Below are 23,823 nucleotides of genomic sequence, written 5' to 3'. Positions count from 1 at the left end.
CTGCAAGCTATGAGCTCGATTGAGCGGTTCGCCAGGACTGAAACACGCAAATTTTTCTCAGGCGCAGCTCTTGAATCCGAAATTCTCAAAAACCAAATCGATATCCGCCAGCCGCTGAGGATAGGGCTGGCCTTGCTGGTAGCGCCGTCTTTCGACGCTTCGTACCCATGTTGCTTCAAGGAGGATATGGCTATGGCAACATCCTACGACTATGCACCGCTGTTCCGGTCCAGCGTCGGTTTTGATCGGGTCTTCAATCTTCTCGAAAATGCTCAGCGAGCCCGCTCGATCAACGACTGGCCGCCCTATGACATTGTCAAGACTGGCGATGACAGCTATCGGATCTTGATAGCGGTGGCAGGTTTCGTCCAGGACGATCTCGACATAACATTCCAGTCCAACCTTCTGACCGTGACCGGCAAGAAGCAGGAGGCGGCTGCCGAAGCCTACCTTCATCGCGGCATAGCCGGCCGGCCGTTCGAACACCGGTTCGAGCTCGCCGACCATGTCAGGGTGGACGGAGCGGATCTCAAGAACGGTTTGCTTTCCGTGGATCTCGTTCGTGAGGTCCCGGAGGAAATGAAGCCGCGAAAAATCGCCATCGAGACCGCTTCAAGTGTTGAGCCGTCGGCTTCTCCCGCGCAGATCGAAGCGCAGAAGGCGGCTTAAGCAGAACCCTCAAGGAGGGCGTCGCGGTGGCGGCGCCCGTCAACATCGCGGGTTGGGAAGGAGAGCGTAATGAAACCCGATATGTTCAAAGAGCCTGTTTCTATTCTTGTCGGCCTCGGCTTTCCGGCGGAGGTTCGCAGCGCGATGGATGCCTACAGGCATCTCGTCGAGTGGCCGGAGGCGTTCAGAGATAACGCGCACTCCGTTGCGCTTAAGGCCTGCGGAGCTGCGCTGCGCGGTGAAATCGAAGCGGAGACCGCTCGCGGCCTGTTTACCGCCTTTGCTGAAAGGCACGATCTGCTGGCGCCGGAAACCAACGTCCTCGTTGCGTCTCGCCTGCGCCGGGACAGGGATCCGCACATACGCTGAGGTAAATCGATGATGGACAAGATGTTGGAACTGGCTGCCAGCAATGCCATGGCGATCGGGCCAACAGTTCTAGCACCCCAAGGGTTGCTGTTTCGACGGCCAATCGATGTGGTAAGGGCGCCAGCACTTTCTGTCGACGATAAGCGAACGATCCTCGCGGCATGGGCTTCGGACTTTTACGCGATCGATTCGAAACCGTCCCTCCGTCATGTTCCAGGAACACCGGAGCCAGTTTCGATCGATGAGGTTCAGTCTGCCCTCCGAGAACTCGATCGGCGCTACGCCACCTGACAGACGACGCTCTCGGGCCGTCTGTCTCCTCGACTTCCCCAGCCGCTTGATGGCTTGATCAAGCGAGCGCTGTTCGTCGCCGCCACGCTCTCCTCGCGGAGTGCTGCCACGCTTATTGACGCCAGCTCGCGAACGGGCCTTAGGCGCAAAGCTCTACGAGCGACGGCGATCGCCTCGGTGTCGAGTGCAAGGACATGGCCCGCGGGAAGCCACGCCGTCTATGACCTCACCGACGAACGGACGGAGGTCCGCCGCTTTCCGGCCAGGATCTCTTACTGCAGACGCTGGACCAGCGCCTCCAGTCCGTCGGAGCCTTTGATCGCCCATTCCTGGACCGCCGTCGGATCGATGCCTTTTCGGCGCATCGCTTCCGCGAATTCGTCGACGTCCACCCGGTTCAGCTGGGCGATATGTGCTGCATTGCCCACCGTCACCTTGGTACCCAGAGCCTGCAGAATGAAGCTTCCGCCGCTGCTGTGATCGAACGCGTCGCGGAGGCCCGCGAGGGAGATGCCCAGCTTCTCGGCCATCCCGAACACCTCGACAATGTTACGCAGGTTCGAGACTGTAAGAGCGTTGTTACAGAGCTTCGCCATTTGGCCTGAACCGGCCGGACCCATCGAGACGATATGAGTGCTATGGCACTCGATAACAGGCCGACTTGCGTCAAGTGCCTCAGCGCGGCCTCCGACAAAGCAGGTTAGCGACCGCGCTTCCGCACCAGGTCGCCCACCACTGACGGGCGCATCAAGAAAGTGCACGCCGAGCTCCTCGGCGATACGTTCAAAGTTCTCGGCTTTAGCGGGGTCGCCGGTTGCATGGTTCACGATGGTCGCCCTTTGCCCAATGCCTGGAGCAACGAACGGTCAGCTAAGAGGTCATGCAAATCGGTATCGCCACGCAGGCACAGGCACAGCAGGTCAACGTTTGCCGCGAGTTCGACAGGGTCAGCCTCTTTTACGTGCCGGGCGTTGCCAAGAGCATCGAACGAGACTGCACGTCTCGCCCAGACGTGTAACTCGAACCTGTCGGCGATCGCAGCAGCCATCGGCGCACCCTGGTCGCCGAGGCCGATGAAGCCTACGCGAAGGGCGTCACTCATTTCGGCTCTCCCACGATGTGTAATGCCATCTCCCAAAGCCTGTCCGCATTGGCGCTGTCGAGCGCGTAAGGCGCAACACCTTCGAGCGTCGCGTCCGGTCGGCGCGCGATCAGAGGCGCCTCCTGGCAGTTGTCGAAATATCGACCGTTGACGCCCTCGACAAGCGGGGAGGCGGCCAGCAGCACGGATGTCGCGGCGCCTTGCTGGGGGGTCTTGCGAAGGTGCTCGGGCGTCTTGAGGCCGCCGGTGTGTCGCTGGAGGTTTGTCGCGATGGCCCCTGGATTGAGGGCGTTCGAGACGATGCCGTCAGACGCCCAGCGCTCCCTAATGCCAACCGACAGCAGTATGCAGGCAGTCTTCGACTGCGCATAACCCAGAAGCGGATTGTACTGGGTGAAATGAAAATGGGGATCATCCCAAATGACCGGGCCGAAGAGGCTGCCGGTCGAACTGACGGATACGATGCGTGCTCCCTTGGCGGCCGCAAGCTGGCGACGCAGCCCAGCGTCAACGCGAAGTGACCGAGGAAGTTCGTGCCGAACTGCAGCTCGCAGCCTTCCGCGGTTCGCTCCAGCTCCGGCACCATCATGATGCCCGCATTGTTGACAAGGGCGTGGATCGGTTTGTCCCAGTCGTCGACGAACGTTCGAACCGACTGTGGGTTCGCGACGTCGAGCGGGCGGACGTCGAGGGGCCATCGGTGCATCCAGCTTCGTATGCCGGGAGGCGGCCTGTACCGCTGGGAGTTCGAAAGGCGAGGAGAGGCGCTCGTCGTTGAGACGACTGGCGGCCTCGTGCTCGACAATTCAAGGCTCATTCTGGCGGCGGCAGTCCACGGTTACGGCTTGGCTTACGTGACGAAGTGAATGGCCTCCGCCGCTCTTGAAGCTGGCGCCTTGGTCGAACTGCTAGGAGAATGGACGCCGCCTTATCCAGGCCTGCATCTCTATTACCCGAGACACCGCCATCTCAGTGCCTCCATGCGGGCCTTCGTTTCGTTCCTGCGGGATCGAAACCAACGACGATGACCCGCTTCTTCCCGTTGATCACTCTCGAACGCTGGGTCTCCACCATCGACCGTCCGCCAAGACGAACTCTATCCGAACCCGCCGGGATAGATCGCGCGCATGCCGACGGCTGGGGCGAGCAGGGGGCCCGGCCAGGTGGCTCAGGGTGGGGAGCTGCCGTCATCTGGAAATCTCTGCGAGAAGCGCTTCGATATCATCGACAAGGTCCTGATGATCTTCAAGGCCAACGCTTATGCGCAAGACGAGATCGTTTGCATCCCACCTCCGCACCGTCCGGTGGGCCTTGACGGGCATGGGCGCAACGAGACTGCGTGTTCCGCCCCAAGATGCTCCGCAAATGTCTTGAGCACATTGAGAGCAGGTGAGACTCGAAGCCGTCCGGCGACATCTACCACTTCGTGAGAGAGATCTTCGAGCATCGACGTGAGTCTTCCCGGCATTTGACATACCTGTACAGATAGGCCCCCTGGAGCGTCAACGAGCTGGTGAAAGTGACGGGGTGGAATGCGAGGTTTCTTCTCGCCGACGAGCTTCCTTGAATCCTGCAGCGGAGGGGGCTGCACGCCCGCTCGCCAACTCTGCGCGGCAAGCCTCGCCAAAATCGAAAAGAAAATTCATCGCTCCTGAATGCGCGAGGTCGCGCATCTCGGAGAGTGAGCGATTGGGCGTCAGATAGGTGTCGACAATCCTTTCCATTGCCAGCTCCGCGGCATCTATAACTGTTCGGGACGAGATCAGACGCATCTGAGCGACCAGTGCATAAAGCAGAACGAGATCGGAGACATCGTCCTTCTGATGGCTTAAGGCATCACCATAGAGCCTCGTGGCTTCGGCGATGAAGTCCGAAAACAGCCTCTCGCGCTTGGCGACCTCCGCCTCGCGATGCTTTTCTCTCACCTGTGACCGATGCGTCATCCAGGCGGTGGCGAAAGAGGCCAGACCGCCGATTGCGACCCCGGCAAGGCCCGTCAGGGCAGAGATGTAAGCCTCCATGAGATTTCTCCTATTCGGCCGACCACGGCCAAGGAAGGATGACGAGGCCGCTCTCAAGCAGGTTCGTCGTCAACGCTTCTAGCCCGCTAGCGGAGGCCCTACCCAGACGCCTTCCGGCACAGTGGGAATATTGTTCACGAGCCCTTCGAGCATTCCCTGCAGGACATTCTCGGTCAGCTCCTCCATCTTGTCGCCGGGACCGACGAGGCGATCGACCAGCAGCAGGGTCAGACCGTGCATCTGGGACCAGAATACGAGGATAGCCCCATCGATCGTGCGGGTGGTTGACTCAGTGTCTGCAATCCGGTGCCCGAGAGCGCCGTCGGAGATCGCGCTCACTATGAGAGCTTTCATGGCGTGAGCCGCGGTTCGTTCGATCACCGGACGGCTTTCGTCCTGTCCGCCAAGAAAACCGCCGAACATCAATCTGTAGAGCGCCGGATTGCCGACGCCGCCGCAGACATATGCGCGCGCCATGGCTGCAAGCCTCTGACGAGGACTGTCGAGCTCGCTTGTCGCTTCGGCCATGCGCTTTGCCAGCAGTTCAAACCCAACTGCCGAGACGGCGGCCAGCAATTCGCGCTTGTCGGCGAAGTGCTTGTAGGGGGCGTTGTGACTGACGCCTGCGCGACGAGCGAGCTCCCGAAGCGAAAACTCCGTGCTCTGGGATTCGCTAAGGACGTCCAGTGCGGCCTCGACGATCGCCCTGTGAAGGTCGCCGTGGTGATATGGGCGCTGTTCTTTGGTGGAATTGTCTTTGGCCATATTCCTTCATTTAGGTTTGTAAGTTGCGCCTGTCAACTTTTTTCGTCGACAATGTTGACAATGCCCACCATTCACCTTAAGTGGTCGCTGTCAACATTGGGCATGCCCTGAAAACTGGAGTTGCCGGACATCCTGGCTCCTCTGGGGGACTCAAACCGTACCGGAGCAAAAATGAAGTCCTTTCGATTGATGGGAATTGGTCTCGCCTGTGCAGTTCTGGCTGCCTGCGACGAGAAAGCCGCGGTGGCCCCGCCGCCGCAGCAGGTCCGCGTCGTTGCGGCGGCGGAGACCCGCTTCCAACCGGGAGCCGAGATTACCGGCGAGGTGAGAGCGCGTGTCCAGACCGAGCTCTCGTTTCGCGTCAGCGGCCGGGTTGTCGAGAGAAAGGTCGACGTCGGGTCACACGTCCACGCTGGCGACGTCCTTGCGCGGCTCAACGACACCGAACAGCAGGCCGACGTCAGCGTCGCCCGCGCCGCGCTGGAGTCGGCGCAGGCGGTGGTTGCGCAGAAAACCCTCGCATTCGACCGGGCAAAGTCGCTCCTGCAATCCCAGGCGGTGCCACGGGCGATCTTCGACGACGCCCAGAAGGAACTGCTGAGCTCCCAGGCTTCTCTCGAGGCGGCCGAGGCCGCGCTTGCGACCGCCGAGGACGCTCTGTCCTACACCGAGTTGAGGGCCGCCGCGGACGGCATCGTCACCGCGCGCGGGATCGAGACAGGGCAGGTGGTGTCACCGGCGCAGTCCGCCTTCACGCTCGCCCATGACGGTCCGCGGGACGCGGTGTTCGACGTCTTCGAGGCGTTCTTCCTCGACGGACGACCGCTGAACGACGTCGAGGTCGCGTCAGTCTCCGATGCCGCGCGCAATGTGCACGCCGGCATACGCGAAGTTTCTCCCGTGATCGACGGGAAGGGTGGCACGATCCGGATCAAGGTCGGCCTTCAGGAAGCGGCACGATGGCCGCTCGGGACGCCGGTCGTGGGCAAGCTGCAGGCCTCGCAGCGCGACGGAATCATATTGCCCTATACCGCGATCGCCTCCGCGGGAGGCCAACCAGCCGTGTGGCTCGTCAGTCCCCAGCACCACTCGGTTTCGCTCCGCAAGATATCGGTCGGCCGGTACCGCCAGAACGATTTCGTCGTCACCACCGGCGTGGCGGCGCAAGACCTGATTGTCACCGAAGGCGGCAAATTCCTCAAGGAAGGCCAGGCAGTCGCCTGGGAAGGGAAGTGAGATGACACTCGTCCGGATATGCAGCTCTCTTTCAATTCTTCTGTCAATTCCCCTGCTCGTGGGCTGCGATCAAAACTCCGCCGCAGAAGAGCAGGCGGGACCTCGTCCCGTCAAAGTCGTCGTGGCTTCGGCCGAACGGAACCAGGCACCAAGCGTGCCGGGGATCGTTCGCGCTCGCATCGAAACCGATCTGGCGTTCCGGACCCTGGGGCGGATGGTGTCTCGCAAGGTCGAGGTTGGCGACCTCGTGCACAAGGGCGACGTCCTTGGTGAGATCGATCCTCTCAGCCTCCAGCTAGCGGTCAAGAGCGCGGGGGCCGATCTTCGCAACGCGCAGGCGCAGTTGGAGAACGCCGTTACGACGGAAACGCGCAAGCGAAAGCTAATGCAAAGCAACGCGGCAAGCATTGCCGATCACGATCTTGCCGAACAGCAACTGAAGTCGGCGGCCGCCAATGCTGCGAAAGCGAAGGCCAGCCTTGCCAAGGCGAATGAGCAGCTTGGCTACGCCGCGCTGAGAGCAGAGTTCGATGGCGTCGTCACCGCCACGTTCGTAGAAATGGGCCAGACCGTGTCGGCGGGCCAACCGGTCCTGAAGCTGGCACGGCTCGAGCAACGCGATGTGGTCGTCGACGTTCCGGAGGCGCAGTTCAGCGACGTACGCCGGGACGACCGGTTCAACGTGGCCCTCCAGCTCGACAGCAGGATTCGGGTCACTGGCGTCGTCCGCGAGATCGCGCCCCAAGCCGATCCGAACACCCGCACCTATCGGCTGAAGATCGCCATCGATCAGGCGCCCGATATCTTCCGCCTCGGCGCCGTGGTGACCACGACGCCGCTTGCCGATGAAAGCGCCAATGCGATCGCGCTACCCGTGTCCGCCATCCACGCCGAGGGCGGGGGCGACCAAGTCTGGGTGGTCGATCGCTCGACGGCTACGGTCGCCGCGAGAGCGGTGGAGCTGGATGGCCCGGCACCGGACGCCCGTTCCGTCAGGATTCTATCGGGCCTGCGGGAGGGGGAAGAGATCGTCGTTGCCGGGATAGATGAACTTGTCGACGGACAGAAAGTGAAACTCGCACAGGAGCCACGCCCGTGAAAAAATTCAACCTTTCGGACTGGGCGCTCGAGCATCGCTCTCTCGTCTGGTACTTTATGATCATGTTCGCGGTGGCGGGCGCCTTTGCCTATCTCGCCCTCGGTCGCGAGGAGGATCCATCGTTCACCATCAAGACAATGGTGATCCAGGCACAGTGGCCCGGTGCTTCGGCCACTGAGGTGACGCAGCAGGTCACAGACCGCATCGAAAAGAAGCTGCAGGAACTCGACAATCTCGAACACACGCGCAGCATCACGACGGCTGGTCAGACGACCGTCTTCGTCGACCTGCTGCCGGAAACGAACGCGCGGGACGTGAAACCCACCTGGTCGCGGGTCCGCAACCTGGTCGATGACATCAGGCACGAGTTTCCACAGGGTGTTGTCGGACCCTTCTTCGATGACCAGTTCGGCGACGTGTACGGCAATATCTTCGCCTTCACGGGCGACAGGGGACTCAGCCAGAGGGAACTGCGCGACTACGCCGAGAACGCCCGGACGCAGATTCTCAAGATCCCCGACGTCGGCAAGGTCGACATCGTCGGGGCTCAGGACGAGGTGATCTATCTGGAATTCTCCACCCGCAAGATCGCCGCCCTGGGCATCGACCGCGCCGCGATCATCGCCACACTGCAGGCGCAGAACGCCGTCACCCAGTCCGGCTTCGTCGAAACCGGGCCGGAGCGCGTCGCCTTGCGGGTCGGCGGACGGTTCATCTCCGAGGAGACGTTGCGCGGGATCAATCTCCGGGTAAACGACCGCTTCTTCCCGCTAACGGACGTCACCACGATCACCCGCGGCTACGTCGATCCGCCGACATCGCTCTTCCGCTTCAACGGAAAGCCAGCCATCGGCTTGGCGATCGGCATGAAGACCGGCGGTAACCTGCTCGCCTTCGGGGAATCCCTTGAAAAGACGATGGGCAACATCATCCAGGAGCTTCCGATCGGCGTCTCCGTGGAAAAGGTCTCCGATCAGCCGAAGGTGGTTGAGGAGGCCGTCGGCGGCTTCACCAAGGCCCTGTTCGAAGCCGTCGCGATCGTGCTCGCCATCAGCTTCATCAGCCTCGGGATGAGAGCGGGGATGGTGGTGGCGGTCGCAATCCCGCTGGTGCTCGCCATCACCTTCCTGGTGATGCTCTACACCGGCATCTCGCTGCAGCGCATCTCGCTCGGAGCGCTGATCATTGCGCTGGGTCTTCTCGTCGACGACGCCATGATCGCCGTCGAGATGATGGTCGCGCGGCTGGAAGCGGGCGACAGCCTCAGGAGCGCTGCGACCTACGTCTTCACGTCCACTGCGTTCCCGATGCTGACCGGCACGCTGGTCACCGTGGCGGGCTTCATTCCCGTCGCCTTCAACAAGAGCAGCGCGGGCGAGTTCACCTTCACGCTTTTCGTCGTCATCGCGGTTTCCTTGGTCGTTTCATGGGTGGTCGCGGTGTTGTTCACGCCCCTGATCGGCGTGACCATCCTGCCGAAGACCATGAAGAAGCATGCCGAGCATAAGGGCCGCTTTGCGAAGGCGTTCTCGACCTTGCTGCAGTTCTGCCTGCGCTGGCGCTGGATCACCATCGTCGCGACGGTCTTGGTCTTTGCTGGTTCGGTCGTCGGTCTGTCGATGGTGCAGCAGCAGTTCTTCCCAAGCTCCGACCGCCCGGAACTGATCGTCGACTGGAGCCTGCCGCAGAACAGTTCGATCGCCGAGACGAGCCGCCAGATGGGTCAGTTCGAACATAAGATGCTGGCCGGCAACCCTGACGTCGAACATTGGTCGACATACGTCGGGAGGGGTGCGCCGCGTTTCCTTCTTTCCTTCGACGTGCAGCCGGCAGACGTGTCCATCGGCCAGACGGTCATCGTCACCAAGGATCTCGACGTTCGCGACAAGCTGAAGCGGGAGATGGAAACTTATCTTCAGAAGACCTTTCCGGGAACAGACGCCTACGTGAAGCTTCTCGACATCGGACCTCCGGTCGGCAAGCCGATCCAGTATCGCGTGTCCGGCGAGAACCTGCAGACGGTGCGCGACCTGGCACAGAAGCTCGGCACGATCGTCGGCACCCATCCCTCGCTTAGAAACCTCGCCTTCAACTGGAACGAGCCGGCGCGCGTCGTGAAGATCGACGTGCTGCAGGACAAGGCCCGACAGCTTGGCGTCTCCTCCCAGGATATCGCGACGGCCCTCAACACCGTCGTCCAGGGAAGCGCGCTGACGCAGGTCCGCGACGACATCTATCTGGTCGATGTCGTCGGCCGTGCCGCAGAAAAGGAGAGGGGCTCGATCGATACCCTGCTTGACCTGCAACTGCAGAGCAGCAGTGGCCAGGCCGTGCCGCTGTCCTCGGTGGCGACCTTCCACTACGAACTCGAACAGCCGACGATCTGGCGGCGCGACAGAGTTCCGACCATCACGATCAAGGCCGGCATCGGCGACGCGACGCAGCCGGCGACGGTCGTGAAGGCGCTCTCCGATAAGGTCGCGGCCTTCGAAAAGACGCTACCGGCCGGGTATTCTGTCCAAGTCGGCGGCGCGGTCGAGGAAAGCGCCAAGTCGCAGGGCCCGATCACCAAGGTGGCACCTGCCATGTTCGTCATCATGGCGACGCTGCTGATGATCCAACTCCAGAGCTTCCACAGGCTGTTGCTGGTCTTCTCGGTGGCGCCGCTGGCCCTCATCGGCGTCGTCGTGGCGCTGCTCGCCAGCAACTCGCCTTTAGGATTCGTCGCACTGCTGGGCGTCCTGGCGCTCGTCGGAATCCTCATCCGCAACTCCGTCATCCTGATCGTGCAGATCGAGGAGTTGCGAGCGGAGGGAATGTCGCCATGGAAGGCGGTGGTGGAGGCGACCGAGCATCGCATGCGACCGATCATGCTCACTGCCGCGGCCGCGACGCTCGCCCTGATTCCGATCTCGCACGAGATATTCTGGGGACCGATGGCCTACGCCATGATGGGCGGGATCGTCGTGGGCACGGCGCTGACGCTTCTGTTCCTGCCGGCGCTCTACGTCGCCTGGTTCCGTATCCCCCACGAAGTGGAGCAGAACTGAAATGACAGGATCGCCCTCGCACCCTGGAGGCGTTGCCCAGGGATACCGCCGCACTACGACGATCGCGACCGTTCGGTACGCATGTAAAGCCGTCCCAGTGCTTGTTGCCCTGTCGCTTGCCGCATCGGGTTGCGCCAGCCGGGCGCAAGAGGTCCTGCGGCCACTCGCCGTCGCCCCGATCGGCACCACTCGGGTCACCATGCTTGTCGCCACGACGCGCAAGCCTTCGGAGGATCCCGGCAAGCTCTTTTCCGGCGACCGCGGGACGGCGATCTCGCTTAACAGCGTCGACGTCTCCATTCCCCCCGACCGGAACCGCAAGATTGGCGAGGTGCAGTGGCCGTCGCGCATGCCGCCCAACCCGCAAAAGGAGTTCGCGGTCACGCAGGTCGCCAGGGTCCAGTCCGAAGGGCAGGCCCTCGACTGGTACCGGGCAAATCGAAACAAGAAGCACCAGGTCATCATCTTCGTTCATGGATTCAACAACACCTATGCCGATGCGGTCTTCCGCTTCGCGCAGATCGTCCATGACTCGGGAACCGACGCCGCGGCGATCCTCTTCACCTGGCCGTCCAGAGGGCGCGTCTTCGACTACCTCTACGACAAGGAGAGCGCCAACTACTCGCGCCGCGCCCTCGAGGATCTGATCCTCCAGGCGGTGAAGAGCCCCGACGTCTCGGATGTGACGATCCTCGCTCACTCGATGGGCGGCTGGTTGGCGGCGGAGGCACTCCGCGGCGTGGCTATGCGCGAGAAATCGATCCCGGCGAAGGTGAAGAACGTTGTGCTCGCATCGCCGGACATCGATATCGACGTCTTCCGCCGCCAGTTCACCGAGATGGGACCGAAGCGGCCGCACTTTGCTATCCTGACATCGAAAAACGACAAGGCGCTGGAAGTCTCGGGCTGGCTTTCGGGCGGGGTCAAACGTCTCGGCGGCTCCGATCTCAGACCCTACGCACCTCTTTTCAATGAACTCGGCGTTTCCGTCATCGACACGAGCGCGATCGCGACGAACGACCCACTCGGCCATAACGCCTTTGCCGACAGCCCGGAGATCGTGCGCCTGCTCGGACGGCGGCTGGCTGGGCAGAGCCTGGATGGCGGACAGGCAAGCGCGGCAGACCAAATCGGCGTGAGCGCCGCAAACTTTGCAGGCTCGGCCGCGCGTCTTGCCGTCGCGGCACCAGTCGCTGTCATCAGCCCCGAGGCGCGGGAGATTCTGAAGGAGGAGCTCTCCTCCGACGGCGCGCCAATCAAGGATGGGGAGATTGCGTACTGAAGTTTTGCCGCCAACGGCAAGGATTTATTAGGATCGGAAGATGGAAATAGCCAAACCTGCAAGACACCGGCCGCGCGCCGAACACGTGTCCCGTAGAAGCCGGCATGGCCCCGTGTCGGCTGTACGGGCTGTCGAAGACAAGCGTCGCTGACATCGCCCGACTCCTTGGGAAGTCCCGGCCAGCGTGTACAGAGTCCTCCCTCCAAGGCTTCGATATGGGACGCCATCGTCGGAGATTTCCCGGAGACCACCCTGCGCGTTCCCCCGCTTGCCATTGACGAACCAGGCGACGCGGCCAGCTGTCTTGAGGAAGCCGCTCTCGGTCACCATCAGTTGATGTCAGAGGCACGCGATAGCGACCCCCAAATGTTTAGCCTCTTGTTCTAGCTTCAGAAGTATTTTGCCGTCGTTCATGCCGTATCTCAATGGACTCAAGACCGACATCGGGAAGTTGATCCGCGCCGGAGTCACGAGCGGAGAATTCGCACCAAGCAATATCGACGTCGCCGCATCTTGCTTTTGCGCCTCAGTCACCTGTGGGATCCACGTTTGTTGGAGCGCCTTCGAGCGCGCAAGGGATACCAGCCCATGCCTGGTTCGTTTGCGGTGGCAGGACTTCGCAATCATCCCCGGTGTCGCCAGGACCTGGATGAGCACACAAGCATTTTCGCTCGATATATGACGCGCATGGTTCAAAACGCTGCATTGGCGTTCCTATGAGCGCTGATATCAATTCGCCGCTCGCAACGCAGCTTCGGTCCGGACGAACGGGCACCGGTAATAGAACGATGAGGAAGGTCGCAACGGTTTTCACGGACGTTTCGTTGTCCAGCGGCTCGGTCGTCAGCCAACAGTGCCTGCGGCTCAGCCGCGCGACGTCTTCATTTCCCGATCTCCATATTGATACCTTGAAGATGAAGGCTCGGAACTTCCACTGACCCGAAGCGCATTTGCCCTACCGAAGGAGGCCGTCGCTACCGAACTCGTCCCATCCGATTAACCCGGTTGCGGCTTCATCGGGTCGTTCGGTTTGTTTGGCTTTTTCGCTTTTCTTCAGCGAACGCGTCAACTTCGCCTGATATGCGGCTCGTTTGCGATTTTCCGCTTTTGCCGCAGCGTCGTCCTCCCGCCATTCGTCCACGGCGCCACGGTCGAGCAGATCCTCGACAACCCGGGGGTCGAACACGTGAAAGGTGATCTTCCTTGCGCGTCCTTGCAGCCTGACTGTTCGTGTTCCAGCGCTGGGCAGACGGCCGTCCTCAAGCCAGCGCTTCCGCTCTGATGCCGTGATCGTCAGGATATCCTCGATCTCGCGGGGAATGATAGGAAGGTCTGCGATGCCGTCCAGCAAGCTGGAAACGGCCGATGCAGTCGCTCTGAATACTGTCTTCGAAGTCTCTGGCATGACGAGGATGAGCCCTGCCGCCTGCATGTCCAGCGACTTCCGGACCGGGGATGGTAGCCGGGAGCGGATTTCCTGCAGGATTCCCTTCACCCTGACACCAGAACCGAGGGTCGCCACCACGGGAAGCGGCCACTCCCTGATCAGCTCGGGATCGTCGCTTTCCTTGCTTTTCGTCTTCGTCTTGGACATGTCGCAGCAGATGGTGTCGAAGGGGCCGAGCGTCAACGGAACACCCGGTGATTTCCCACGTTTTCGCAGTGTGGAGGATCCCCATGTCCGTGCCGAACGAGGCAGCGTGCCGCTGCCATCGCCGCCGCCCGTTGACACGCCACCGCGCGATCCGACGGGATACCCCGCAAGGAAGCGCTTCCAGATCCCGAACCCGACGAGGGCGCTACTCCAAGCATACGTGCTTCCGTACATTGCCCGACGTGGGGCCTTCGCTTCAGGGGTATTGTTATTCATCCGGAGGAGCGGCAATGACAAAGGACTGGCGGACGACTTGAGCATGAAGCTCGAAGAATTCATCGACACGTTCGTCGTGAAAGGCGCAAAGGCGACGGATGTCTACGATGCCATCCAGAATGAACTCGGCCGCCTGAGGGTGGCGTACGACCACGACCCGGATCCCGCAGAAGACCAATCGGACGACGTTATTGAGGAACCGTCAAACGACTGGCCCGCTTCCCAGGCCTGACCCACGTCCTGACATCAGGTGGCTCATTCTTCGGCTAGTTTTCTGGTCAGACTTGTTGCGGACACATTGCACAGATAGAACTCTCTCACAGGCATTGCTGATGAGCGCTGAAATTCGCGGCTCGCAACGCCGCATCGCCGAAATGCTTTTGACCACGGATGTACTGGCACTGGTAAGAGGCGATGATGAGGAAGGTCGGTGCGGTTTCGCCCCGGCCTTTTTTATTGACCGAAGGCCCGCGTCGTCTCCAACACTGGGTCAGTGTCGCGCATCGAGCGGCAGCTCGCCGTCGTCGAAGTTGCCGTTGCTGGCGGCATCGTACGGATTGATGCTCCGTCCGCCTCCGCGCGTGCCATATGCCGTTAACTGGACCATGACCTCCTTTGCACGCTGAATTGCCTCATCCTCGCTTGAAGCGTGACCGTCAGCGACCTTGATCGACACTGCTTCACCATCGTCGCCGACAAAGTCTACCCGCCATCCGGTTGTCTCGTGTACAATCTTCGTTTCCAGCAAGTGCATGTGACTACCCCGCCTTCCTACCTTTGAGATCTGCTTCCAACGACTTGCGCAAGGCATCCATGATGTTCACGACGTTGGAAGCGGCAGCGGCCTCTCCGGCGTTGCCCTTGGCAGCCTTCTTCCTCGGCTTCAGCAGCTTCTTCTTTTCTTCGATGAGCTTGAGCAGGCTCTCCTGGACTGGATCGCTCGCCATGTCCGACGACCATCGGGCGGTCTTCTGCTTGATAAGCTGCTGGACGAGCGGAATGAGATCCGGATCTGCCTTTTCGTGGATGTCCTCGAAATAGTTCTCCTCGGGCCGAACCTCGTCGCCGAAACGCAAAGTCCACAGCACGATGCCTTCACCGCGCGGCTCAAGGACAACGGCACGCTCTCGGCGGCCCATGACCAGCTTCGAGACTCCGAAAACCTTGTCGGCTTTCATTGCGTCGCGGATGACGGCGAACGCCTCGTTGCCGACCGCGTCGTCCGGCATCAGGTAGTGCGGCTTCTCAAGGTAGATCCATTCGATGCTATCGGCCGGGACGAACTTGTCGATGTCGATCGTCTTCACCGTGTCGAGCGCGACGACATCCAGTTCCTCGTCGGTCAGGATCACGTAGTCGTTCTCACCGCGGGCATAACCCTTGGCTTCGTTCGCGTCCTTGACGGGCTTGCCAGTGACGGAGTCGATATACTGGGAGACGACGCGGTTGCCCGTCTCCTTGTTGAGCGTATGAAAGCGCACCTTCTCGCTTTCGGATGTCGCGGGGGTCATCGCCACGGGGCAGGTGACAAGAGAGAGCTTCAGGTAGCCCTTCCAATAATATTTCGGAGCCATCGCCTATCTCCTAGCTTGCCTTGCGCTGCGGTGCAGCCTTTGACGCAGCGGACTTCGTTGTCGCCCCGCGCGCGGACCGCTCCCGTCCGGTACCAGTGTTGGCGTTGGCCGCAGTGCGTTTCTGTTTTTCCGCTGCGGCCTTCATGATGCCAGCACTCTCGCGCAGCGCTGCCAGCAGATCATTGGGCTTCGAAACCTCCACCTTCTTCGGCTTTGGAAGCGACTTGCCTTCCAGCTTGGCCTTTACCAGATCGGCAAGGGCGGCTTCGTAGCGGTCGTCGAATGTTGCCGGATCGAAATCACCCTTCTTGGTGCTGATGATGTGCTTGGCGAGATCAAGCATCTCTCCCTGGATCTTGATCTTGGGCATCGCCTCGAACGCCTTGGCGCTCGACCTGACCTCGTAGTCGTAGTTCAGGGTGGTTGCGATCAGACCCTTGCCGTGGGGACGTATCAGCACAGTGCGCATTCTGCGGAAGAGGACCGTGCGGGCGATGGCCGCGACGTTCGAATTCTTCATGCCGTCGCGCAGCGCGGCGAAAGCGTCTCCACCCATCTTGTCCGGTGTCAGATAATAGGGCTTGTCGAAATAGACATCATCGACGTCGGAGCAGGGTATGAACGCCTCGATGTCGAGGGTCTTGTTGCTCTCAGGGATGGCGGCGGCGACCTCCTCGGGATCGACGATGATGTATTGACCGTTGTCGATCTCGAAGCCCTTGGTCTGAGCCTCTTTTTCCACCCGCTCTTGGGTCTCGCTGTCGATGAAGACCCGGTTGACGCGGTTGCCCGTGGCTTTGTTGATGGTGTTGAAAGTGATCCGGTCGGAGGTGGATGCAGCGGTATAGAGCGCCACCCCGCACGTGACTTCGCCGAACTTTATAAAGCCCTTCCACTGGGCACGCTGTCCTGAGGCCATCACACATACTCCGAATCACTAATACGCGACTCAAAGACGTGCCAGGGTGATTCGTTCCGACACGAAACGAATCATTTTTCAATAACTTGCAGAATCACGTTCACAGATTGATTCCGGCGAAAACGCTGCCTTGATGGTTGAAACGGTCGCATCTCGCGTTGGATTGCGTTCCACACCAGAGAGAGCGGCGGGGACAATTTCTGTCCGCCGCCGCGCCCTTCGAGGTCCGCCGCCTGCGCTCAAGAAGGGTGTTGGCGAGGATACGCGGCTGGGAATTCGCGGCAACAAAAACAGGCCGGGTTGTCGCAGTCTGCGAGTGGAATGTGATCCACAGATAGACCGCATGGACAAAATCCGATGTAACGGCCACAGGTTACGCTGTGAGTAACGTGTGGACACACCGTGGATGACTTGTGGGAACATGAGCCAGCACGAGCGATTGGCCGCAGGAGGTGTCTTGCGGCGCGGATACGATCTGCTGAGGGGTCGCGTCGCCGTCTCCGACCCAAGGGCGCTCCGACATGAGGTCTGAAGCGCCCTCGGCGGACCGTCCATCCAAACGGCGACGAGTGTATGGAAGCGCGTTCGTCGTCCTGGTCCATCCGAAGTGTGGCGACTAGCCAGTCCGGGGGCATGACACCGGGCAGATCTTCGCTGCGAAGGATCTCTGTCAGGGCATCGGCGGTATCGAGACCGCCGCGTGGTTCGCGGCCCTCGCGTTCCAGTGTCCATGGGTAGCGCATCATCGTCATCCTGATCCTGATCCCTGCTTCGGACACTGCATAGCGGGTTCGGGACCCGCTTCAAGCGGGCATGTCGACAATCACCATCTCCCGGGAACCACCGGAATCGTTGCGAGTTTATCTTGCGCTGATCAATTAAAGGAGAGCCCGATGGCACAGAAGCAGACACCACGAGGCCGAGCTCAGGATCGCGTCCGGGTCGCCGGCAGTCAGGATCACGAGGTTGCCTACGAAGCCAAGAAGGAAAGCGTCTCCAAGGATGCAGTGAAAAAAGCGGTGAAGAGCGTCGGCAACTCGAGAAAGAAGGTCGAAACCAAGCTCGGTCACCACTGACGACTTATGAGAGCGGGCATGGCGAAGGTAGCACCGCAAGATCGTTTGATAATGTCGAAGGCTGTCAGGGAATGGTATCGGCATTACAATGTTGCTTGGGATGATCAAGCGTCGTCGTTTCTCTGCGATGCAGCTATCGAACTCTACAACGATGGTTGCCGCTCGGTGCAGGAGATGGCGACTGTCCTGATTGGCGCATACGTCGGCCTCGCAGCCACCCGGGTGAATGCTCCGTCGTCTGACTCGGTGCATTGATCGGAAGTTCAAGCGGGGTAAGGACAACACGATCAGGACATCTGCAGCGATTGCAGATAGCACCGACATCGGAGCTTTTGTCTCTCAGTCAATTTTCATGGACAAGATCCGAAGCATGCCCGGCATCGCAACGAAGCTGTCGGTCGCTTTAATGCCTTCGTGCCAGGCTATCCATCGGATTGGTTCAAAGCTGATCTTCAAGAGCTTCGAGCCTTACCCGCCGGTCTCCTACTGGACTGTGATCGAACTGACATCCGGTGCCGCATCTGGGGCTATCGCCACAAGTGCCGATGGTTCGGGTGGAAGCACGAGGCCGTTGCGGGCAGGTACCTTCTCAAGCCGAAGCCGTTCTGACGGGATGACAGCAAAAAGCCCGCCGGGGAGGCGAGCTTCATTTTGCATACTACCGAGTCGACCGCATCATTGCTGTCGGGTTCATAGGAACACAACTCGCCGTACATAGCACCTCATCCAAAAGAGGTATGCGGCCCAACCTCTAAGCGAACACTATGAAAACTCGTCCCCGACTGGCGCCGGTGCTTTCGCGCGCCTGGTCGCTGCGGTTCATCGAGCTCGCCGCGCCCGCCGACATCATCCTCAGCACGGTCCCGGCAATCACCGACTTCTTGACGTTGCGGCTGACGTTGCTTCTGCTAGGCGGCGCGTGTTTGGCCCGGCACGGGCGCAGTCGGAGAGCAGGGAAACCACCAATACCGAAACTGAATAAAAAAGGCGGTCGCCGCAGTGGGCGGCCGTCGCGATTTCGATCGGCTCGCTGATCAAGCCGTGGGAGGGGCTGTCGCTCCTCCTATCCCGACATCGTCGGTGGGTGGACGGCCTGCTACAGCGAGACCAAGGGTAACCAAACACTCACTGAGACGATGGCAGTCGATGATGTCATGTCATTTTCGACGGGCGGCTTGCCATCTCGACTCGGCGGCGCAATTCATCCACTGGGGCTGCGGGCAGGTGTCCTGCTCGATGTATAGAGATTTATCTAACTCGCGTCCTCACCACATGTTGCGAGGAGGCGAGCATCGGGCGTTCCATTACGCTTGCTGATGAAGTTCGATTTCGTGGGCTTGTGGTCTATGAGCGAATGGGTTGTTAATTTGGTCCTCTGAACGAGCCTCAAGAATGTCGTAGACGGGTAAAAAAGGACCGGCTAGTTCGTTTGAACCCGTCCCTCCCGAGTTTCCAGGAGCCAAGTTTGCTGAACATATATCGAGACATGGATGGCACCGTCAGGTCGGGCGGAGCCGATGACGATTTGCCGGGTCATGTAATCTGGATGGACCTGCTCAACCCTGACGAAAAGGAGATCGAATTTGTAAAACGTCGGGCGAAGGTGAGGGTGCCAACGAAGGAGGCTCTGAGCGAGATCGAAGTGTCGAGCAGGTTGTCAAAGGAGGGTAACCGTCTCTACCTGAGCGCGCCGGTCATAGGACATGCGACGATCGAGCACGCCGAGCTTTCTCCGGCCGGCTTTATCGTCGGTCCCGATTTTCTGGTGACCATCCGATACGAAAGCTTGCCAGCGTTCGATGCCGTCGCTGAACGACTGAAACAGGAAGAGAGCCCTGCTGACGGGATGGGAGTTTTCGTCGCGCTGCTAGAGGCTATCGTAGACCGCGGCGCAGACGTTCTGGAACATCTAGCCACTGCCGTCGACGAGGTATCCAAAAGTGTCTTCAAGGGCAATCTTCGCGGCTCGGCATCTCCCCGCAGCTCCAATTTCACGCTCCGTCAAGCGCTCTCCAAAGTTGGGGCACTTGGTGACCGATCCTCAAAAGCTAGAGACGTGCTGCTGGGTGTCGGCAGGATGGCTTCGTTCACGCTGGATGTGTGTCACGACATGCTGTCGGACGAATTCCGAGACCAACTCCATGCGGTGACGAAAGACGTTGCCTCGCTGAGCGACTATGAGACGCACCTCTCCGACAAGTCGCAGTTCCTGCTGGATGCCGTCCTGGGCTTCATCACCATCGAACAGAACGACATCTTCAAGGTGTTGACAATCGCTTCTGTCGTTGGTGTGCCACCCACCCTAATGGCCGGAATATGGGGAATGAATTTCAAGTTCATGCCAGAGCTGAGCTGGACGTGGGGATATCCCTTCGCGTGGGCGATCATCATCCTGAGCGCCGTCGCACCGCTGCTTTGGTTCTGGCGCAGGGGTTGGTTTTAATTGATCAGTGCCTTTTTTCCAATGAACGCAATGGACTTCAGGATGATCGTACGGGCAAACATCCGGTGAGTCTGATGAACGAGAGGCAATTGTATGCTGACCTGACCCGGTCTCAATATTCAGGATACCGCCTGCGGCGCGGCCGTGCCTGAGAAAAGTCTGGACGACTGGTCTGCGATTCCATCCAATTTGGACGAGAGACAGGCGATAACAGGCTTTGCACATCTCAACCTGGGGAACCTACATCGCAACGTGATGTCCCTACCTTCCCACTGCATCAAACCCGATCGAGCCAACCAGCCTTTTCCGTTTGTGACACACTCAACGAAATTAGGCCGATCCGTCACATGTTAGGTTAACGAAGCCAGCAATGCCACCAGTTGGCCCTGGCGATGCGTGTCGGTCTTTTCGAAGACAGCCTTGATCCTGCTTCTGGCGGTCTCCCTGGTGATTCCGAGAGAATCTCGGGCGTCTTCGAGAGAACTGCCGCTCGCGAGAAGTTCCGCAAGGCGCGCTTCTGCCGGGCTGAGTCCGAACGCGCGGGCGAAAATCTGCCACTCGTTCCTGCCCGGCAGTGACACTTCGTTGAGAAGCAGCAGAGCTCGAGCGCAAATGAACGGCGACTTAGCCGCGCCGTCGACGGGCAGGACCCTGATAACGAGAGGGGCAGCGTCGTCGCGCCGGACGATGATAGGGGCCGCGCGCAAGGTCTTACCCTCGCGCAACCCTTGCAGCCGGTTGACCACCTTTTCATATTCGTCTGCGGCATGCCGGTCACGAAGCACCAGCCGGCCACCGACGACATGGAGGGAGGTACCCAACAGCCGCTTTGCCGTGGCATTTGCGTGAATGAACCGCCCTGTCTGGTCAATCGCCACTACGGCCTTGCAGATTTGGTCGAACGACTTGGCGACCCCAGACAGCGTCACGCGCCCTGCCAGATGCGCGAGGCTGCCGATTTCGTGCAATCTCACAGAAAGTTGTTGCAGAATGGCCCTCTCTGCCTCTTCGAATGCCCCTTGGCAGACAGACCTGTGGAAGGTTAGCGACCAGAAGTCGGGGCCGGCGCGAAGGCCGATGCCCGCCCAGCCTTTTCCGTCGAAGCGAGGAAGGAAATCATCGAAGAACGGGTTATAGCGGTCGTCGCGGTCGATCAGATCGCTATCCAGCGCCACCTCGCCCCGCATGTTGATCGCCCGCGCGCGTCGATGGCTTTCTCTGTCCTGTTGTGCCCAACCCTCGGCAACATAGGTGTGGAGGCAATCCCTGAGGCTGGCCGTTGCAATCGCCCCTTCGGACCCGGACTGCGGGATCAGACCCGCGCCCATCGCGCCTAACGACGTCGCCAAGTCCTCCAGAATACCGTCCCAGCGTGCAGGATCGGCGATCACTTCGGATAGGTTCATGGATGCGCGCTGCAGCCGATCGACGTCAATCGCCATCGCCTTACCCCTGCGTTGCTGGCATCAGCAAACAGATAGAAGACATGAAACAATCGGCAAATCAATGATCCGCGGCGCAACGTACGCCGCGGAAATCGGTCTGGCCAAGGCTTGGCTCAGTTTCATTGGCAGCCGTTTTCGCCCGCGCAACCCCCACAAGGGGGGCCAAAGCAATCGTTGCTCCGGCTAGAGTCCGTCGTAAAGGCGACGATGCCAGGTTACGCGCGGCACTCGTCACGAACTGGCGGAGGGGCTCATGGGTAGTTGTACCAAACTGGCGACGGCGCTTGTTGTGATGTCGGCGGTGGGATTCGAGGCGCGCGCCTCCGGACCTGAAGAGGCACAAGGACTCGACGTCGATGTCGCAGTGGTCTTCGCTGTAGATTTCTCGTCTTCGATCGACCCCGCGACCGCGGACCTGCAAAGGAACGGTCATGCTGCCGCCTTGACGTCGCCCCAGATCTTGAAGGCTCTTTCAAGCAGCCTCCGAGGCTGCATTGCGATCAGCTATTTCGAGTGGGCAAGTCCGCAGAGTATAAAATCCGTCCTGCCATGGACGAGGATTTGCCGACCACAGGATGCCGAAGCAGCCGCCGATATTATCAGCCGCGGGGGCGACACGGGTATCGGCCGCAGGATCAGGGGCGGCACATCCATTTCTTCGGCGATCGCGGTCGGAACCCTGCTTCTCGACAGATTTCCGGGCCACGCCGAGCGAAAGGTCATCGACATATCCGGCAATGGCGAAAACAATGACGGTATGCCCGTTCAGCAAGCCAGGACGACGGCGATCGGCAAGGGCTACACGATCAATGCAATCGCGGTCCCGTCAGGGGACGAAAATCCCGACCGCCCCCTGGCAACCTATTTCGCGGAGGAAGTCATCGGCGGCGACCAGGCCTTCGTCATGGCACCGAAGGAACCGAGTGACTACACCACGGCGCTGCGTCGCAAGCTCGTCACCGAAATCTCCTTCAGACTGGCCCCGAACTCCTATCAGCAGGACAGGCAGCCACGCATGATTGCCGCAAAGGTAACATCTGGGGCACGAGAAAAGTCCCGAAAAGTGATTTTGCCATGAGCACGGCGTACCCGGTTTCTCTGCAGGGGCTTGGCGCTCGCTGGTCGTGCCCAAACCACGCCGGATGACGTGGTAGCAACACGCAGCGGCCATGTGCTGCTCATCACCGGCACGATGGCCAAGTGGTGCAAGCAGGCAGGCATCCCGGTCGCCAACAAGAGGGAAGGCAAGCACGGCTACACCCTGCACGGGCTGCGCAAGAATTTCGGCATCAAGCTGGCCGAAGACGGCGCGACGGGTCCGCAAAACATGAACGCCATGGGCCACTCCTCGCTGAATGAAGCCGACCCCGTATCTGGAGGAAGCCAATCGCAGGAAGATGGTAGCTTAAGCTTTTGCCAGCAGCGAACGCCTTGATGCCGTCCGTTCGGTGAAGAAGCTCCGGGCCGCCATTCGGGTGGTCAAATAGGTGGCCCACCCGCACGGTGGGCCAGAAGCGGATTATGTAATGATTTCAATAAGGATGGTGGGCCTGGAGGGAGTGCCACCATCGCCTAAAAGCCTTAGAAACCCGTCCTTGAAGGCGATGCTTATCGTGTCTCCGATATGCTCGCAAAGATCGCCGCGATGCCAGGCCCGTTTCTGCTTATACAATCCGCTTCGACAGAGCAGCTCGAGCGCGATCCGGATGGTTACTGCCTCAACTGGCTTCTGGAAGAGGTATCCACGTAGATCAATGCCGCCGCGGCCGGCGGCGGATCGACGAAACCAGATGCTCTGCTTCAGGCGCAACCAGCTGCGCCTGACCAGGATTTGTTTTCCGTGCACTTCACTGGGGAACTGGCGACCATGCAACGAAGTGTGCTGGAGTTCGCGTAAAAACGGCCACCGATCGCGGCCGCTTGCTGGCACGAAACCGCCCGCTCTTCCATGCAGACTAGCCCCGCCTGTCGGATCGGGGCGTCGCCGCCGCCAACGTCGCGAGTCTAACCGAGGGGCGGTTCAAATCTTGTCACGAACGTCAATCTCGATTTGGAGGTCGTCGTCCGCTACGAAGTGGTTCGATTGGCTTTGTGTCATTAGACACGGGAGCGAAAAGCTCCGAGATATCACATGAAAGAGCCGTTGCAATTTTCTCGAGCGTGACCACTGTCGGGTTTTTGCTGCCGCGTTCGAGGTGCCCCGCATAAGAGCGCTCGATATCAGCCGTAAGCGCAAGATCATCTTGCGAGATTCCTTTAGAAACTCGCAAACGCCGAAGATTCATTGCTACTCTCTGCCGTGCATCCATGGCGGAAAACACAACATTTGACAATCTATGAAACCACGTATTATAGAACTATGAAAGCAATCTAAGCGTGAATCACCGAACGCAGCACGCAGTTTGTTAGCACAAGTGGATAGCCTTCATGGAATTACGCCAACTCACCTACTTCAAAGCAGTGGCCGAGGAACTGCACTTCGGGCGGGCGGCTGCCAGGATGCACATTGCCCAGCCGGCCTTAAGCAATCATGTGATGTCGCTGGAAAGGGAGCTTGGCTGTCCGCTGTTCATCCGCTCGACCAGAAGGGTGGAACTGACCAGGGCAGGGGA

26 protein-coding genes and 3 pseudogenes are annotated in these 23,823 nt (G+C 60.2%); 16 read left to right on the top strand and 13 right to left on the bottom strand.

Annotated elements, in window-relative coordinates:
• The first annotated feature begins 192 nt into the window (after positions 1-192).
• The 3 genes from C934_RS0126475 (at position 193) to C934_RS35910 (ending at position 1,329) form a co-directional block, all read left to right on the top strand.
• Positions 193-669, top strand: a complete 477-nt coding sequence (locus tag C934_RS0126475; RefSeq protein WP_018859569.1) for an Hsp20 family protein — start codon at positions 193-195, stop codon at positions 667-669.
• A gap of 69 nt (positions 670-738) precedes the next feature.
• Positions 739-1,038: a DUF982 domain-containing protein gene (locus C934_RS0126470; protein WP_018859568.1), complete on the top strand. Its 300-nt coding sequence runs from the start codon at positions 739-741 to the stop codon at positions 1,036-1,038.
• Between the two features lie 9 nt (positions 1,039-1,047).
• Positions 1,048-1,329 (top strand): hypothetical protein, encoded by a 282-nt coding sequence (locus tag C934_RS35910; protein ID WP_018859567.1) that lies wholly within the window; start codon positions 1,048-1,050, stop codon positions 1,327-1,329.
• Positions 1,330-1,601: 272 nt separating this feature from the next.
• Here C934_RS35910 and C934_RS35905 read toward each other — a convergent pair whose 3' ends face one another.
• The 3 genes and pseudogenes from C934_RS35905 to C934_RS32600 form a co-directional block, all read right to left on the bottom strand.
• Complete coding sequence (locus C934_RS35905; RefSeq protein WP_245268018.1) at positions 1,602-1,925, bottom strand: NAD-binding protein; 324 nt, start codon at positions 1,923-1,925, stop codon at positions 1,602-1,604.
• 81 nt (positions 1,926-2,006) lie between these two features.
• Positions 2,007-2,377, bottom strand: a pseudogene (locus C934_RS36525) (NAD(P)-binding domain-containing protein); the annotation flags it as partial.
• A gap of 50 nt (positions 2,378-2,427) precedes the next feature.
• A pseudogene (locus C934_RS32600) lies at positions 2,428-3,122 on the bottom strand (SDR family NAD(P)-dependent oxidoreductase); the annotation flags it as partial.
• 25 nt (positions 3,123-3,147) lie between these two features.
• Between C934_RS32600 and C934_RS35900 the strand changes: the two are divergent.
• Complete coding sequence (locus tag C934_RS35900) at positions 3,148-3,297, top strand: hypothetical protein (protein WP_018859564.1); 150 nt, start codon at positions 3,148-3,150, stop codon at positions 3,295-3,297.
• Positions 3,298-3,459 carry a LysR substrate-binding domain-containing protein gene (locus C934_RS35895; protein WP_245268015.1) on the top strand — a complete coding sequence of 54 codons (162 nt, stop codon included), beginning with the start codon at positions 3,298-3,300 and terminating at the stop codon, positions 3,457-3,459.
• Positions 3,460-3,618: 159 nt separating this feature from the next.
• Here C934_RS35895 and C934_RS36360 read toward each other — a convergent pair.
• The 3 genes and pseudogenes from C934_RS36360 to C934_RS0126440 form a co-directional block, all read right to left on the bottom strand.
• Positions 3,619-3,827, bottom strand: a pseudogene (locus tag C934_RS36360) (PLP-dependent transferase); the annotation flags it as partial.
• Between the two features lie 106 nt (positions 3,828-3,933).
• Positions 3,934-4,452, bottom strand: coding sequence for a hypothetical protein (locus C934_RS32590; RefSeq protein ID WP_018859562.1), 519 nt, complete (start codon positions 4,450-4,452; stop codon positions 3,934-3,936).
• 78 nt (positions 4,453-4,530) lie between these two features.
• A complete protein-coding gene (locus C934_RS0126440) occupies positions 4,531-5,217 on the bottom strand; it encodes a TetR/AcrR family transcriptional regulator (RefSeq protein WP_018859561.1) in 687 nt (228 codons plus the stop codon).
• 171 nt (positions 5,218-5,388) lie between these two features.
• On the opposite strand from C934_RS0126440, the gene C934_RS0126435 reads away from it, so the two are divergent.
• The 4 genes from C934_RS0126435 to C934_RS0126420 are packed head-to-tail and all read left to right on the top strand — an operon-like array spanning position 5,389 to position 11,884.
• Positions 5,389-6,453: an efflux RND transporter periplasmic adaptor subunit gene (locus tag C934_RS0126435; RefSeq protein ID WP_018859560.1), complete on the top strand. Its 1,065-nt coding sequence runs from the start codon at positions 5,389-5,391 to the stop codon at positions 6,451-6,453.
• Between the two features lies 1 nt (position 6,454).
• Positions 6,455-7,552: an efflux RND transporter periplasmic adaptor subunit gene (locus C934_RS0126430; RefSeq protein WP_018859559.1), complete on the top strand. Its 1,098-nt coding sequence runs from the start codon at positions 6,455-6,457 to the stop codon at positions 7,550-7,552.
• Positions 7,549-10,602: an efflux RND transporter permease subunit gene (locus tag C934_RS0126425; protein ID WP_018859558.1), complete on the top strand. Its 3,054-nt coding sequence runs from the start codon at positions 7,549-7,551 to the stop codon at positions 10,600-10,602. The genes C934_RS0126430 and C934_RS0126425 overlap by 4 nt, the downstream gene beginning before the upstream one ends.
• Position 10,603: 1 nt before the next feature.
• Positions 10,604-11,884, top strand: a complete 1,281-nt coding sequence (locus C934_RS0126420; RefSeq protein WP_026372103.1) for an alpha/beta hydrolase — start codon at positions 10,604-10,606, stop codon at positions 11,882-11,884.
• A gap of 955 nt (positions 11,885-12,839) precedes the next feature.
• Here the strand turns inward: C934_RS0126420 and C934_RS0126405 are convergent.
• Positions 12,840-13,478, bottom strand: coding sequence for a hypothetical protein (locus tag C934_RS0126405; RefSeq protein ID WP_026372101.1), 639 nt, complete (start codon positions 13,476-13,478; stop codon positions 12,840-12,842).
• Positions 13,479-13,797: 319 nt separating this feature from the next.
• On the opposite strand from C934_RS0126405, the gene C934_RS0126400 reads away from it, so the two are divergent.
• On the top strand, positions 13,798-13,986 hold the full coding sequence (locus C934_RS0126400; protein WP_018859553.1) for a hypothetical protein: 189 nt from the start codon (positions 13,798-13,800) through the stop codon (positions 13,984-13,986).
• A 258-nt stretch (positions 13,987-14,244) separates the two neighbouring features.
• Here the strand turns inward: C934_RS0126400 and C934_RS0126395 are convergent, their stop codons facing one another.
• From C934_RS0126395 to ku (C934_RS0126385), 3 genes are read right to left on the bottom strand one after another with little or no spacing between them, the layout of a single operon-like run.
• Positions 14,245-14,508, bottom strand: a complete 264-nt coding sequence (locus C934_RS0126395; RefSeq protein ID WP_018859552.1) for a hypothetical protein — start codon at positions 14,506-14,508, stop codon at positions 14,245-14,247.
• Between the two features lie 4 nt (positions 14,509-14,512).
• The gene (gene ku / locus C934_RS0126390; protein WP_018859551.1) at positions 14,513-15,328 is read right to left on the bottom strand and encodes a non-homologous end joining protein Ku; all 816 of its coding nucleotides are present in this window, start codon (positions 15,326-15,328) and stop codon (positions 14,513-14,515) included.
• A gap of 10 nt (positions 15,329-15,338) precedes the next feature.
• On the bottom strand, positions 15,339-16,247 hold the full coding sequence (gene ku / locus C934_RS0126385) for a non-homologous end joining protein Ku (RefSeq protein ID WP_018859550.1): 909 nt from the start codon (positions 16,245-16,247) through the stop codon (positions 15,339-15,341).
• Positions 16,248-17,140: 893 nt separating this feature from the next.
• Between ku (C934_RS0126385) and C934_RS0126380 the strand changes: the two genes are divergently transcribed.
• The 3 genes from C934_RS0126380 (at position 17,141) to C934_RS0126365 (ending at position 19,766) form a co-directional block, all read left to right on the top strand.
• Positions 17,141-17,323, top strand: a complete 183-nt coding sequence (locus C934_RS0126380; RefSeq protein WP_018859549.1) for a DUF3606 domain-containing protein — start codon at positions 17,141-17,143, stop codon at positions 17,321-17,323.
• Positions 17,324-17,341: 18 nt separating this feature from the next.
• Entirely contained in the window at positions 17,342-17,578 is a 237-nt protein-coding gene (locus C934_RS0126375; protein WP_018859548.1) for a hypothetical protein, read from the top strand.
• Positions 17,579-18,788: 1,210 nt separating this feature from the next.
• The gene (locus tag C934_RS0126365; RefSeq protein WP_026372100.1) at positions 18,789-19,766 is read left to right on the top strand and encodes a magnesium transporter CorA family protein; all 978 of its coding nucleotides are present in this window, start codon (positions 18,789-18,791) and stop codon (positions 19,764-19,766) included.
• A gap of 350 nt (positions 19,767-20,116) precedes the next feature.
• Here the strand turns inward: C934_RS0126365 and C934_RS0126360 are convergent, their stop codons facing one another.
• The gene (locus C934_RS0126360; protein ID WP_018859545.1) at positions 20,117-21,208 is read right to left on the bottom strand and encodes a helix-turn-helix transcriptional regulator; all 1,092 of its coding nucleotides are present in this window, start codon (positions 21,206-21,208) and stop codon (positions 20,117-20,119) included.
• A 256-nt stretch (positions 21,209-21,464) separates the two neighbouring features.
• Between C934_RS0126360 and C934_RS32585 the strand changes: the two genes are divergently transcribed.
• Positions 21,465-22,289 carry a DUF1194 domain-containing protein gene (locus C934_RS32585; RefSeq protein ID WP_018859543.1) on the top strand — a complete coding sequence of 275 codons (825 nt, stop codon included), beginning with the start codon at positions 21,465-21,467 and terminating at the stop codon, positions 22,287-22,289.
• A 93-nt stretch (positions 22,290-22,382) separates the two neighbouring features.
• Complete coding sequence (locus C934_RS0126345; protein ID WP_156828800.1) at positions 22,383-22,646, top strand: hypothetical protein; 264 nt, start codon at positions 22,383-22,385, stop codon at positions 22,644-22,646.
• An 84-nt stretch (positions 22,647-22,730) separates the two neighbouring features.
• On the opposite strand, the gene C934_RS34835 is transcribed toward C934_RS0126345, so the two are convergent.
• The gene (locus C934_RS34835; protein ID WP_156828799.1) at positions 22,731-23,141 is read right to left on the bottom strand and encodes a hypothetical protein; all 411 of its coding nucleotides are present in this window, start codon (positions 23,139-23,141) and stop codon (positions 22,731-22,733) included.
• A 109-nt stretch (positions 23,142-23,250) separates the two neighbouring features.
• Positions 23,251-23,496, bottom strand: a complete 246-nt coding sequence (locus C934_RS32580) for a helix-turn-helix domain-containing protein (protein WP_335328323.1) — start codon at positions 23,494-23,496, stop codon at positions 23,251-23,253.
• 142 nt (positions 23,497-23,638) lie between these two features.
• Between C934_RS32580 and C934_RS32575 the strand changes: the two genes are divergently transcribed.
• Positions 23,639-23,823 (top strand): LysR family transcriptional regulator (locus C934_RS32575; protein WP_037090454.1); only part of this gene is annotated, 185 nt, incomplete at its 3' end.

The sequence above is a fragment of the Rhizobium sp. 42MFCr.1 genome (assembly GCF_000377185.1).
Classification (GTDB): Bacteria; Pseudomonadota; Alphaproteobacteria; order Rhizobiales; family Rhizobiaceae; genus Rhizobium; species Rhizobium altiplani.
The sequence above is the reverse complement of the archived record's forward strand: the minus strand, read 5'-3'. Positions and strand labels throughout refer to the sequence as shown.